Annotated in this window: 13 protein-coding genes and 1 pseudogene; all 14 read right to left on the minus strand. The window is 35.8% G+C overall.

Translation table 11 applies throughout. The annotated features are described in order from the left end of the window. Positions 1 to 83 precede the first annotated feature (83 nt). Positions 84 to 395 carry a hypothetical protein gene (locus ACYQ2D_RS07230; RefSeq protein ID WP_117540217.1) on the minus strand — a complete coding sequence of 104 codons (312 nt, stop codon included), beginning with the start codon at positions 393 to 395 and terminating at the stop codon, positions 84 to 86. Between the two features lie 15 nt (positions 396 to 410). After that, positions 411 to 1,397: a DUF3991 domain-containing protein gene (locus ACYQ2D_RS07235; RefSeq protein WP_337597484.1), complete on the minus strand. Its 987-nt coding sequence runs from the start codon at positions 1,395 to 1,397 to the stop codon at positions 411 to 413. A 113-nt stretch (positions 1,398 to 1,510) separates the two neighbouring features. Next, positions 1,511 to 3,151, minus strand: coding sequence for a P-loop NTPase fold protein (locus ACYQ2D_RS07240; RefSeq protein WP_337597485.1), 1,641 nt, complete (start codon positions 3,149 to 3,151; stop codon positions 1,511 to 1,513). Positions 3,152 to 3,187: 36 nt separating this feature from the next. Then, positions 3,188 to 3,889 (minus strand): RloB family protein, encoded by a 702-nt coding sequence (locus tag ACYQ2D_RS07245; protein WP_024852958.1) that lies wholly within the window; start codon positions 3,887 to 3,889, stop codon positions 3,188 to 3,190. A gap of 2 nt (positions 3,890 to 3,891) precedes the next feature. After that, entirely contained in the window at positions 3,892 to 5,247 is a 1,356-nt protein-coding gene (locus tag ACYQ2D_RS07250) for an AAA family ATPase (RefSeq protein WP_337597486.1), read from the minus strand. A gap of 232 nt (positions 5,248 to 5,479) precedes the next feature. Beyond that, positions 5,480 to 5,953, minus strand: a complete 474-nt coding sequence (locus tag ACYQ2D_RS07255) for a JAB domain-containing protein (RefSeq protein ID WP_021740723.1) — start codon at positions 5,951 to 5,953, stop codon at positions 5,480 to 5,482. 98 nt (positions 5,954 to 6,051) lie between these two features. Then, positions 6,052 to 6,366 (minus strand): hypothetical protein, encoded by a 315-nt coding sequence (locus ACYQ2D_RS07260; RefSeq protein WP_337597488.1) that lies wholly within the window; start codon positions 6,364 to 6,366, stop codon positions 6,052 to 6,054. After that, complete coding sequence (locus ACYQ2D_RS07265) at positions 6,338 to 9,406, minus strand: VaFE repeat-containing surface-anchored protein (protein WP_459785021.1); 3,069 nt, start codon at positions 9,404 to 9,406, stop codon at positions 6,338 to 6,340. The genes ACYQ2D_RS07260 and ACYQ2D_RS07265 overlap by 29 nt, the downstream gene beginning before the upstream one ends. Positions 9,407 to 9,675: 269 nt before the next feature. Next, positions 9,676 to 10,587, minus strand: coding sequence for a ParB/RepB/Spo0J family partition protein (locus ACYQ2D_RS07270; RefSeq protein WP_459785315.1), 912 nt, complete (start codon positions 10,585 to 10,587; stop codon positions 9,676 to 9,678). Continuing rightward, entirely contained in the window at positions 10,565 to 11,392 is an 828-nt protein-coding gene (locus ACYQ2D_RS07275) for a ParA family protein (protein ID WP_337597794.1), read from the minus strand. The genes ACYQ2D_RS07270 and ACYQ2D_RS07275 overlap by 23 nt, the downstream gene beginning before the upstream one ends. Positions 11,393 to 11,515: 123 nt before the next feature. Then, positions 11,516 to 12,289, minus strand: coding sequence for a hypothetical protein (locus tag ACYQ2D_RS07280; protein WP_337597791.1), 774 nt, complete (start codon positions 12,287 to 12,289; stop codon positions 11,516 to 11,518). Then, on the minus strand, positions 12,289 to 12,780 hold the full coding sequence (locus ACYQ2D_RS07285; RefSeq protein WP_117649500.1) for a hypothetical protein: 492 nt from the start codon (positions 12,778 to 12,780) through the stop codon (positions 12,289 to 12,291). The genes ACYQ2D_RS07280 and ACYQ2D_RS07285 overlap by 1 nt, the downstream gene beginning before the upstream one ends. A gap of 3 nt (positions 12,781 to 12,783) precedes the next feature. Beyond that, positions 12,784 to 13,605, minus strand: a complete 822-nt coding sequence (locus ACYQ2D_RS07290; protein ID WP_337597786.1) for a ParA family protein — start codon at positions 13,603 to 13,605, stop codon at positions 12,784 to 12,786. 359 nt (positions 13,606 to 13,964) lie between these two features. Further along, positions 13,965 to 14,234, minus strand: a pseudogene (locus ACYQ2D_RS07295) (DEAD/DEAH box helicase family protein); the annotation flags it as partial. Positions 14,235 to 14,257 lie beyond the last annotated feature (23 nt).

Below are 14,257 nucleotides of genomic sequence, written 5' to 3' on the forward strand. Positions count from 1 at the left end.
TGCTGGTATTGTGTATTCTTCTGCACCCGTCTCACTGTTCCGGGTATCAGAAGATTTACTTGCCGAAAAAGCACTTGCTTTTTTTATTCTTTCAGTTCACAAATCCCACAAGTTTCACACAAGTATTCACACTTTGTGCATCGTACATTTTCATCAGTTGCCATACATTCTTCACTTGCCGGACAATACTTTTGACAACTTTCACACTGCTCCGTACAGCTTTCTTCTGACACTTTCTCAGCAATAATTCCAAGTAATTCACTCGGTTCTTTTTCCTCTTTCAACTGTGTTTCCAGAAAAATCTTCAACAGTTCTTCGCTGTCTACATCGTCTTCCATCGTCAAAATCAGCTCTTTCCTATACACGACCTTTAGTCCATATCTTGCAATTTTCATATCTTTTTTCACCTTCTATCTCTCATATTTTTCATGACCAGACATATTCTTTTTTGTGCGTTTTTCTCGCTTTGTAATTGCCAGATTTAGCTTGATGCAGAGTTGATCGTTGTAATCTTTTCCTTGTTTTGGTGGTACATCTTTTACCTGATATTGCTTTGGAAGTACTGTAGAAATTGCTTTTGTGGCAAGTCTTCCAATACGGTCATTATCCAAATGAAATACGATTGTCTTCACCTCTGGATGCATTTTTAGTGCTTTTACCAACGCTGCAGGAACTTTACTTTTTTCAATTTCTTTTGCTGGCTGATAGACACCTGCCAGTGACAATAAATGTTCTCTTCTCCACTCCTTCCCGTCCAATTTCTGCAATGTTGCATAAGATAACAGATCAATGGCTGACTCAAACAGATGCATCATATCATTTGGTTTCTCTGTAAAAATGGAAAAAGAATAGTTCTTATCACTTCCATTTGCTTCTCCGATAAAACTGGTTCCGGTTCCCCTAATGGCTGCATATTTCGGATTATCTTTCTCATCCATCCCTACAAACACCGCGTTGTGATGAAATGCGCTTTCATAAACTCTTCCAGACTCTAAACAGAACTGAATGATTTCCTTATCAATCCCACGGCCTGAAAGATACGCAATCACTTTCTGATCATCTTGATTTTTCTTTGGCAACAGTAACTGTTTCTCCATCGGAACATTCTCAGATACAGAAAGAGGCGGCTGAATATTTGCCTGTTCTGCAAGCAATTCAACCGCCTCTAAAAAACTGTATCCTTTTACTTTGATCAGATAATCCAGTGCTGATCTGCCACCGGTTCTCTGACTCCACCACATCCATTTCCCATTTGATATTTTCAAACTATCGTGTGTTCTGGTAGTGTAGGTGTTGCCAGAAAAGTGAACTAATTCGTATGGCTCATAATTTTTCAGGTATGTGAGCAAGTCCATCCGCTTGACCTCCTGCACAACTGATGGTGGTATATATGGCATAATTTTCATCTCCTTTCCTGCCTTAGATTGATATTATTGGGGATAATATCCGGGCATGAAAATAGCCAGGCGATTCCTTGAGTTGGAACCATCTGGCTATGTAGATTTTATTTCTATTTTTTTACTATTTCTTCGACCAAAACTTCTATTCTATGTCTTGACATATTATCACAATCTTCTTTTATTTTTTTACAATACTGCAAGAATTTTTCAGCATCTGAATGATACAAAACATACATAATATTATAACACGTATGATATCTATCCTCATCCACATTGTCTACTGGAAAAGAAATTTTATTATACAAATTGTCTATCTCTGATATGATAATATCATGATAATAACTACTATCAAAATTATTTCTAAGTTTATATGAATACTCATAAGCCTTTTTCCCATGAGTTGTTTTTTTCAAATATCCCACATATGTCTCTATTAAAAATTTCATCATTTCTTTATTTTCTTCTTGATATATTCTTTTTGTCTTTTCCGATGACATGTGAAACAAATCATATGAATACGATAGCATTTCCTCTTTCCCATCTAAGACAGTTTTTTCCAGCATTTCTTCTAAAATATTTCTATATTCTGATAAAACACTTTCATTATTTTCCTCTAAAACATCACTCCAAACAACATACGCATCTGCAAATTCATTTAATTCTGCCAAACTCTTTGCTTCAAGCATTTTCTCTCTTAAAATAGGTAATACACTCCTTATTTCCTCATCTGACTTATAATAGTTAGGCTTATCTCCTGAATTAAGAAATAACTTGTATTCAGCCTCCAATTGTTCTTCATTTAGTACCCCTTCCTCATAATATTTCAGTATCATTTCTACCAAATTTGTACTACACTTTATTCCATAAAGATATCTGCCAATTCTATGCTGAAGCATATTTCCAATCGTATTTGTCATTTTTTCTACAGAATCAGTATTATCAGAATCAATTTCTTTATAGTACAAGTTTTCTACACTCTCCACAACAACAGCAAAGCATATTAACTTTAATTCTTCTTTAAATTGCTCACTCATATCACTATTACAAAACAATTTTACATCTTCAAAAAAACGTTGCGCCTTTTCGAGCGTCCGTAAATTTTTGACTTTATGGATTTCCAAGAATTTTTCAACAAAGTCTGCATGGATATTCATTTTACTCCATGTCACTTTCTCTGCACGTTCTGTAATATGATATATTCTTTCAATGACCTTTTCATTATACTTTTCAAATACAACTTTTTTGTCCGATTGTATTTCATCTGTATTCGCAATCACAATAACTTTTACATAATTACATTGCTTGAGTTCTTCTATAATTCCAAATATATCTTCCAAATTTATGTCATCACTCATTCTTTCCAAGTCATCTATTACAATAATATGAACAGAAGTAAACTCTTTTGACAATAATAGAAACATTTCTCTTTCATTGACTATACTTTGTACTGCTTCCTTTGCCTGACCAACTTTATCCCAGATTTTTGATGCGCCATCTAAAATATTATTAGCTATTTCACCTATTTTCCCACCAATATTATTCTTTAAAGCCAATTGAAATAAAGCTTCATGATATATTTGCCTAGTGTCTTTCAAACCAAACATTGATATTTTACAAACATTGGGATTTGCTTCTAATGCCTCATTTACCGCATAAGATTTTCCAATTCCCCATGTTCCATCAAATAAAATTGCTCTATACGGTAGATGATCTATGTCACTGATTATATTTTTTATATTATCTGCTTTCATACTGTATCTTTCCACCCCTATTTTTCATCTAACAACTTATCTTCCATCATCCTTCCGAATCTCATCAATAATCCGACCTATATTACACGTAATCTGTCCCTTACACTGATGAATATCCTCATTGATTTTCTTTTCCTGTTCAATAGCAATCTCTATATTTTTCGCCAGTTCTCCAATCGCAGCATTTTTCTTCGGATTGATTCCTGTTCTGGCAAGTAACAACTTATAGATAAATGTCTGATGTCCATCTTTTTCATTTTGGATAATCTGTTCAGCATTTGGCTCAATATCATCTTCGTATGAATTTTCATAATGTAACAACAGAAATAATTCAAATGCCGGATTACTAACCGCTAATATATTCTTCTTTTCACCTTCAGCTACCAATTCATCATAATCAAGTACCTTCTCTTCAAAAATGTCTCCATCAAATACAACAATCATCTTATCCCGTTCTTTATCAAACGCTATTTCTGGATTTTCTTTCTGATTTTCTGCAAATTCAATCAAACGTCTTGGAAATGAAATGTCCCTGTCTCCCTCTGTTTTTTCAAGTAACCGGATATCGATCAATGGATGAATATTTAACTCTTTTCGGATATCAATTAACTTTTTGAAATACCATGTTTCAGTATTTGCACCCTCACATATGAAAAAGTACTTACGATAAGGCTCAATCTGTTCTTCTTCATCTGTAGTTCTACTATTCCAATTCGTATAACTTCTTACTGGAGCCAAGGCTACTCCTCCTCTCTAAAGTCAAATGTTGAAAATACTGGTATCGCACCATACCTGCCTTCCAGATATGCCTTGCTCAACACTTTATCATACCTCTCCTTAAAACGATCTAAGGAATAAATAGAGCTTGCATTTTCTGCGTTACGTTCTACAAACCAGATTTCATCCCTTCTAAAAATAGCCTGATCCATAATGGATGATTCATGTGTAGTGAACAATAGCTGCATACGCTGCTCATCATGTAGCTGCATAAACAATTGCAAAAATCGTTCTGTCAGCTTCGGATGTAAGCTTCTCTCCAATTCATCCACAACATAAAGAACATCTTCTCGTTTATTCAACAGCATATCCATCAAATCGAATAATCTTCTTGTTCCATCAGACTCTTCATCAAAACCGAACTCATAAAATGACTTTTTATGCTGCAACCGGATTGTTGTGACCTTCGGTTCAGAATGTCCTTCAACTTCGATATTAAAGAAAGTTTCCTTCGACCTCATCGTCATTCTGAATGATGGTTCTTCCTGCTCTTCCATTCTATTTTTTACATGCTGCATCATCTTATCAAATACTGATTTTGGCAATGCATTTGATAACTCATCCAATGTAATTTCTTCAATTTTTACCTGGCTGATACCCGTATCAAATGTTTTGATCAATTTGTTAATCAGCTTCAGCGAATTATCATCATAATAATATTCCAGATCAATCAATGGCGTATCCGGTGTGATGATCGAAATATGATTCTGAATCCAGTCGTATACATCCCGGAAGAACAACAATTTAGATCGTGTGCTATATTTTTTCCCCCGATTCATTTCTGTCAGGAACAAAGATGTTTCATTTCCTTCAAAATCATCTGCATAGGTTTCAAATTTATTTTTTTCTGTGTTTGTCAGCGTAATGCCATCATTTAACACCGGACGTTTACTTCCTTCTCGTTCAAAGAGACATTTTGCTGAACCATTCTGATATAATTCATATAACCATTCTCCGGTTACTTTTCGTCTGCTTAAAACTGCGGAAAAACCATAGGCATAAAATTTGTCACCTACAGTAATCTGAATTTCAAAACTACTTTCTCGTTCCTTATTCTCCTGCCGATTCTTACAAAACATCTGTGTAGCTTCTATCGGAATGCCATTGCAGACACTATCTTTAAAAAATTTAAAGAACAATGCCAGATTAGTCTTTCCAGATGCATTTGCTCCATAAACTACTGCATATTTTAATAACTGGGTACTTTTTATCTTTAACCTGTGATTTGCATTTGTTCGTATTTTATTTGATGAAATCATTGTCAGCTCTGCTGCTTTATCAAAAGATTTAAAATTTTCAACACTTACTTTTACTAACATTCTTATACACCTCCACCTTTATTATATGTTTTACTCTTCTCTCAGTCAATGCAAATTTTCTTATTTAGAGATTTTTTCGTTATATATTGTTACTTTTTCTATTTTTAACAATTTTATTTTGAGTTATGCATATAATATCAATGTATAAGTCAGCTTTTTGTAGCGACACTATTTTGCTAATGCCGCTACATGAAATATTACAATAAATAAAAACTTCTAATTCTTTTTTCTTCTATCTCTCCCAATCCATCCTTCCTGTCACATTCAACATCTTTTCTTCTCGGAAGCTGAGCATCTTTCCATTAGTTCCACCGACAATGATATGATCCAGCAATTCTATCCCCAATAGCTGTCCGCACTTCTGCAGCTTTCTCGTAACAATCATATCCTCTTTTGATGGTTTCACATTACCACTGGGATGATTATGAAGTCCAATGATTGCAGAAGCATTTGCCAGAATACTGCTCTTAAAAACTTCTCTGGGAATTACCAAAGATGCATTGATTGTCCCAACACTGACCAGATTCATATTGATTACCTGTCCATTATTTTTCATATTCAGGATACAAAATACTTCTCTGTCATATTGGGATAACTCCTTCGCCATCAATTCTACAACAGCCTGTGGACTATCCAATATCTGCTCACTATAAAGAGATGGTTCTCTTACCAGACGGATATTCACAACTTCCAATTCATTCTCCATTGTTCTGATCTCCTTTTGGAAATTCTACAACCAGAAGGACATTACTATCTGAAGATTCCACATATGATTTCAATTGTGATAATGTCATTTCCAAATATTTAGGTTGTTCCACCATAATCTGCTCCTTTCGTTTCTTCCCTTGCTTCTGTTTTTCCTGACAAATAGCTTATCACTTTGTTTGTCTTAATGCTTTTCTGTAACTCACTGATAATACACAAATCTGCTACATTCACTCTCGGCAAAGCAAGCATCTCATCCATCGTCATATTGACAATCTCTTTTTCCGTTCCATACCCAGCATCAAATAAACGCTGTAATACTTTTACTGCTTTCTGATTTTTTCCCATTTCATCATCAAAGGGCAGCTTATCGCCGCCCTTTGTTTTACTCCTCCTCTTCTTTCTTTTCTTCAATTCCTAATCTCTTAACCTGTTTCTTTTTATTCCAGATACGAACTCCGGTGATTCCGGCTGCTGACAATACCAGAATGGCTATCCATAAAGCTGCATTTTCCGTATCCCCTGTTTTCGGAGGGTTACTGGTCTTTGTAGTAGTACCCGGTGTCTCTGAGGTTGGTGTTTCCGGTACTTCTTTGATGGTTACAGTCTGACCTTCATCGTTGATGTCCTTATGCTCTGTTACCTTTTTCGATTCTTCCGGATTTGTCATATCATACAGTTCTTCAAAGGTTACAAGCTGCTTTCCTCCAAGAGTGCTGCCATCGAAAGTAAACTCAATTTGCACTTCCATGTTTTCCTTGTCCGCTGTAAATTCATAATCATTGGTAACTTCTTTGCCATCAATGAGCAGCTTTGCATTTTCTTCCTTAATCATCTGCCAACCAGACAACTTGTAGTTCGTACCAATTTCCAGTCCTTCTAAAGTAACCGTATCCATGATCGTCAGATCTTTTCCGGCTTCCATCTCCTTCTTGCCATTCTTATCAGTTGCTGTGGTATGAATCGAAATCTTTCGCTCCGTAATCAAGACTGTCTGACCTTCATCATCAATATCCTTATGCTCTACAACTTTTACAGGTTCTTCCGGATTCTTCAGGTCATATAATTCTTCAAATGTAACCAGATTCTGTCCACCAAGTTCTGATGCATCAAACGTATAAGAAATCTCTACTTTCATTTTCTCGCTGTCAGCAACAAAAGTGTAATCACTCTCCACACGCTTTCCATCAATGAGCAGTTCTGCATTTTCCTCTTTCAGCATCTGCCAGCCTTTTAACTGGTACTTTCTGCCTTCTTCCAGACCGTCAAGCGTAACCGTATCTACAATCGTTACTTTCTTTCCTGCAACAATTATTTTTTCGCCCGTTTCTTTATCCGTTGCTGTTGTATGAATAGTAATCTCTTTTTCATACTCATCGGTCAGTGTTCCAAGGTCGATTGTTACTTTATTTCTGCTGACAACAACTTCAAATGCTGGAATCAATTTCATACCTTTGTTGGATTCACAAGCTAACTCCTCAATCTCATAAGTGTCATAAAGTAATGCACCTTTACTGTCATCCGGCTCAGAAGTTCCGAACCAGATTCCGTCCTCACTGGATTTCCCGGCATTTGTATTTCTCTTATGAGATGCCCAATTGGAAGCAGTTGAAAACTGACCGTTCTTATCTGTCACTACGATATGGCTCTCTCCGGTTGTTTTACTTGTAATCTTAAAAGGAACATTTGCAAACCTCTTATGTGTACCTGCTCCAATCTTTACTCCTTCTAAATCTCCACGTTTAATCTGGTTGTAAATGGAATGGCTTTCGTCTGTTAAATCTACGATTTTTCCATTTTCCGTAATCGAAAATTCAATCGCTTTTGCCCCGTCAGTCAGATAACCTTCCGGTGCTTTGGTTTCTTCCAGTTTGTATTTACCATACGGAAGTAAATCTGCCGTCGTTGTTGCAATTCCGTCAATCCCTGTCTGAATCGTCTTAACTGTCTCGTTCTTTTTGTATAGCTTTCCTTCTACCAGAACCGAATTTTCATTCAAAGAAATAATTGCAAATGCTGCATCTTTTAATGTGGCACTTCCCTGTGCCTTAGTGTCTTTTGTCTCTAAATCACGTTTCTGAATCTTCACACCACCTCGGATTACCTGATCAGATACGGAATACTGATTGCTTCCGGAAAGAACTGCAAGTTCTCCGTCCTCTGTAATCTGTGTCAGATATATTCCTTTTATCTGCTCTGTGTTGTCCCCTGCCTTCATATAAGCTCCGTCAAGTAAATATCCGTCTGGTGCTTTGGTCTCTTCAACAGTCAGTGTTCCAAGTGGTAATACGCTTTTTTCATTCTGGGTGTAAAATGCATCTCCGGATACTTTGTAAGCATCTGCCAGTTTTGTCACATAATGAATATTTCCATTACTGTCTTTTTCAGCTACCGTCTTTGTAACCCAGGTACGTGTTGCTTTCTCTGGTAAATTGTCTTTTGTATAAAGTCCGTCATAATAATGCCAGGTAAACTCTGCTCCTGCCAATGCAGCATCACCCTGTGCAGTTGCTTTTCCTGTCTCCATATCAATCTTGAACAGGTCTACCAGTGTCTCTGTCACTTTCGGAACATCGGAAACATTTAATACGGCTTTTTTTCCGGCTTCAACCTTCAGACTGTGTACTGTCGTATCCAGCTTATATCCTTTCGGTGCAGAAAGCTCTTTGATATAAACAGTCCCTGCAGTCACTTCAACTTCATTCGTATCGCCATTTTCATTTGTTGTAAGTGTTCCAATCTGATTACTACAATTCTGGTCTAAAAATATGCCAAAGGTTGCTCCAACAATGGAATACATCACATTTCCATTTGTGACAATCTTATTTGCAGTTGTCTTTTTTACCTTCGCATTTCCGACATTCAGTTCTGCCCAAAACTGTCCAAGATCCTGTCCTTCACCAGTATAGATATATCCGCCACATTTATAGCGACCTTTGTTTGCTTGTACAAATGCTCTCGCTCCTGCATACACTTCATTCTGAATATCCTGTGAAATCTCAGAATATGCAGCTCTGACATTATCGCACTTCCAGCCCAACTGTTCACTGAGTCTCTGCCATACTACACACTGTTCCAGCAGATATCCCTGATTTGCATTCAGGTTACTATGACTGCCTCTATACTGCTTTACATACTCCAGTGACAATGCCACATCTTCGATCTGTGCAGCACTCATGCTAGCACTTGCATCGTGTCTAGTTTTATACCCATTTTTGAATCCGGTGTTAATATCTACACAATAGGCGGTTTCGCCCTCTACTCGCATGTGACCTTCATTGAATGTAGAATGAATGGTTCCATCATTCATCACATGTTCAATATATCCGACTCTCTCTGAGGATTCCGTCCAATACTGTGTTTCCGCTGCCCGAACCGATGTGATCGGTAATGCAGTTAAAATTGTGGTCAGGGCAAGAATCCCTGTACACACTCGTTTCCATATATTCTTCATTTTCTACAATTCCTTTCTTTTCAATCCAATAAAAAAGACGTCCGTCTGGAACGCCTGTTGTTGCTTTGTGCTGTTTATTCCCTGCTGTCATGCAGGGTGTGGGAATCTCTGACCTGCCGAAAGAGAAAATGTTCCCGGCTCCTTATTGTCTTTTCGGCTGGTAATCTGCTGGTAAACCAAAAGGGTAGGGTGTGGGGAGGGGAAAACATGAAAAAACTGATTTCTCATTGACCACCAACGGATAGACTTCTCCCTTGGTGTCAAAATACCTAGCGTTCCCTGCTTTTTTCCCGTTTCCGGTATAATTCCAGTGCTTTGATAATGGTTTCTTCCATTTTCTGCTGTGTAGTTCCCGATGGAAAATACTTTTTCAGTCGATTCTTCGGGATTTTCCACTGCTCTACCTGATTTGGCTTCTCTTCTGACATAATCGACAGTAAAACATCTTCATTCAACCTGCCCTCTGCTGAAAATTTGCGGATTTTAATTGCCTGTGCATGACTTGGGGTACAAGCCTCCGACTCCATGGTGTCGTATAATATCGCCTGTTCCTCTTTCGGCAAATAAGACAGTTCTACCGCCGGACGCATAGAAATCTTTTTGTCATCGACCATTTCTAGGATTTCCGGTATAAGCTCCGTAAGGCGGATATAGCGGCGGATTGTTTCTCGACTTTCTCCACTTTGTTCTGCAAGAATATCTCTTGATTTTACTCCTTTTAACTTGTGCTCCTCTGGTGCACAAGTAATATCTAATCGTTTTCCCTGCCTGCTCATTGCTTCTAATTTCATTTTATAAGCAAATGCTTTTTCTGATGGTAAGATTTCTTCTCTTTGAAGATTGCTGTCAACCATGACAATGACTGCTTCATCATCGCTGAGATTCCTTACTATACAAGGCATATTCTCAAATCCTGCCAGTTCACTCGCCATTTTTCTACGGTGTCCGGAAATCATTTCATACCCGCCCGTTGGTTTCTCCCTGACAAGTGCAGGCACCAATACACCATGATCACGGACACTCTCAATTGTTTCCAACATCTTATCATCCATTTTTACCTTAAACGGATGATTCGGGAAATCTGTAATTTCATAAATAGAAATATCTTTTACATACTCCTGATTCTTCTGGTCTCTTTCTTCCTGCGTTGTAAAAAGGTCATCTACTGAAGGAAGATTCATGTTTATTTCTCTGTTTTTCGCCACAATGAATCACCTCCCTCGTAAATTCTGCATACGCCTTTGCAACAGTTCCATTCTTGTCATACTCATAAATGCTCTGTCCTGCTGCACTGCTTTCTGCCGCTGTGATAGCCACTGGAATAACCGTTTTAAAAATTCGGATATGTTTTCCGTAATTTTCTCTAAGGCTATCCTCTGTTGTTCTTGCAAGTTTTGTCCTCATATCTGCAAGCGTCAGTAAGACTCCATCAATCTTCAGATTAGAATTTAGCTGTCTTTGCACCTTACCGATTGTTTTCATTAACTGTGTCATACCTTTTAGTGGAAGATAATGAGCCTGCACCGGAACAATTACACTGTCTGCTGCAGCTAATGCATTGATGGTCAACATTCCCAGACTAGGCATACAATCAATCAGGATATAATCATAATCCTTTTTCAAATCTGCCAGATACAGCTTTAAAGTCTGCTCTCTGCTCATGGCATTTACCAGTGAGATTTCCATGCCCGATAATTCAATGTTAGTTGGAATAATGTCTACTCCTTCTTCATGGTGCAAAATGCCTTCATTATACACAAACGGTTCGTCTTGTAATATCTTCTTCATTTGTGTTTCCAATGTAATCGGAAAACTGTCTGCATTCATCCACCCTAATGCGGTTGTTAAATCTCCCTGTGGATCAGCATCGACCAATAATACTTTTCGCCCCTGATGTGCAAGACCAATTCCCAAATTTAATGTAGTTGTGGTCTTGGCTGTTCCTCCCTTCTGATTTGCAAGGGCGATTACTTTACATTTGGTCATATGGTTTCCTCCTTCCTCGAAAAAATTTAATAGCCAATCCTTTTTGCGGCACTGGCTATGTATAAAAATGAGCATGAAAAAACCGACTGATTCTTAATTTTGAATCAATCGGCTATCCATTTTCTATATCTCTTTCAAAATGCTTACTATTTTCTTTTTATAATCAAATTTATTAGAGATAGCATTACGAATTAATGTTTTTTCTGCATATTCTTCAAATTTAATATAATCTTCAAAATAAAAAACAATTAAAAGTGAATTTACTATGCTAGAAAGAATTTCTATTTGTTTAGTCAAGAAATTAACATCTTTCTTCACAAATTTAAATTCATCAATATATTGTGTGTTTTGGAAAAAGTTACTATTTGTCCCATGAACGTAATTGGATAACTCCCTATATTGCATTCCCCACTGATCAATAATTTCACTTACAAATTCTTGCATTTCTTGATCTGATATTTTATATTTCATTGAATACGGATAATTTTTTATATAATCTTTTAATTCATTAAACCCATTTATTGGTCTCGTACGATCATCCGACTCTTTTTTATAATATTCAACAGGATGCTCCGCATAATATAAATATGTCAATATAATTTCTTGTGTTCTTCGTAGCATAATTAAAGCAGGCATCTTCATATCAATATTACCTAATATTATAATATGAATGATATTTGATAACATTTCCTCAAAATACATTTCAATTTTCGAGAGATTTTTAAAATATAATACCAAATGCTTTTTCCATATTTTTAATGACATCATAAATAATAAGGCGTGCTTTGTAAAATTTACTAATTGTTCCTTAGACTTTATACATATTTTATACTTTTTTTCTATAAACTCTGCTATTGTTTCAAATTCTTCTTCTAATTCATACGTATATACTTTCATTAATTTTTTTCCTTATACTCATCAAAAAAATGAAACCACGCTTCAATAAATCCTTTACTTTCAGTAGCATTTTCATTTACTTCATTTATATTATTTTTATTGTTAAATTCGTTCCATGTTTTTAAAAATTTATTAAACTGTTCCGGACTTTGGTTATACACTTCGTTTATAATAATTCCAACAACTTCTGCCCTAGAACGCCTTAACCAATAAGGTTTCACATCAATATTTAAGCATTTTTCCGCAAAATTTAAAATTTCTTTAACTGATACAAATTTTTTATTGTCTAACAGAATCATTGGTAATACACCTAATAAATCCTGTGATGTTGTATCTAATATTTCCATTTCGGACTTATCGCCTATTACATCCAATACATCTTTTCTAATTCTATTAGTCTTATCTATATCTATTTTCAGGAAGTCTATATTTCCCAATAAATCCATTAAATCTAACAACGAATACAATGATTCTTTCGTTTCCTTTTTCATAATTTATAATCTACCTTTCTGTACTAATTGTTTTGTAATATTTTTTATTTCATCAACAATAATATAATCCGTCATATTTAAAATATATTTCTCATCAGATAATTCCGGATCTAATCCCTTTACTATCTCTTCGCTTTGCTTTAATTCATTTTGAAATAATTTAGATTTCCACTTTTTTTTGATTATTGGTTTGTTTTTCTTATATAAAAGTCTTCCTGGTATTACCATATTTAATACTATACCAACAAATTCTATTTCATGTTGAAAATCTTTTTGTATTGTATCTTTTACATAATTTTCCAATATTGGCAGACCAAATACAGATAACGGATCTGCTTTCATCGGAACTAAATACATATCTGATGCCAACAGAGAGACTTTTGTATATTCTGATATTGTAGGCGGACAATCTATTATTATAACATCGTATTTTTCATCCAAATTTTCCTGAATATATTGTCTTAATTTATACGGACTTGCCGACAAATTCAAGGTCATTATATGTAAACTTGAAGGAATAATATCAAATGTATTATCGACATTAAATATCCATTTTTCTATTTTATCTACTGTCCCCCCATTTAACACAGAATTTGACTGATATTCTGGTGACAAACATCCATATACCGATTTATTTCTATCCTTTAGTATTTCATCCATCTGCGACTCATTCAAAGTATACTGTGTTGCATTCATTTGTGGATCCATATCAATAACTAATACTTTTTTCTTTTCAATTTTAGCAAGTGTATATGCAACATTTACAGCAAGTGTTGTTTTCCCAACGCCGCCCTTCATATTTATAAACGTAATTACTTTTGCCATTTCTTCCTCCATAAGTATATTTATATCTTGAATATACCATATATCCTGGTTTTATCCAATTAAAAAATTTATTATTCTCTTTTTACCATACTTTTTATAATCATGTTATTACAATTCTCCTCAACCTTTGCAATATTTTTTCAAAGATTAGACATCTTTTTATACTTCTTTATTTTCACTCTACAAACATAACATCACATTTCCAAATATATCAAAAAAGCAGGCGATAAAAAGTCACAAAACCTCTTCATCCACCCGCTTTTCACCTATTCTTCTAACACTACCACATCCACAACATCTGGATGTTCAACCACCCACTCCCCACATAATAGCACCCATTTTGTGACCATCTTGTCCTAGGAGACAAAATATTCCACTGCATTATTCGGAAAAAACTCCTTAAACTCCCCATAAAGCTGTGCAGCAAGCGTTTTGTTATGTGCAATAATCAAAGTTGGCTTATTTAACTGCGCAATGACATTTGCCATCGTAAATGTCTTACCCGAACCAGTTACACCAAGAAGAGTCTCACACTGATTCCCCTCTTTAAATCCTGCTACCAGCTCCTTGATAGCCTGCGGCTGGTCACCGGTTGGTTTGTACTCTGATACTAATTCAAAATGGTCCATATATTTTTCCTCATAAAAACTGC

It is taken from the genome of Blautia stercoris (assembly GCF_054657695.1).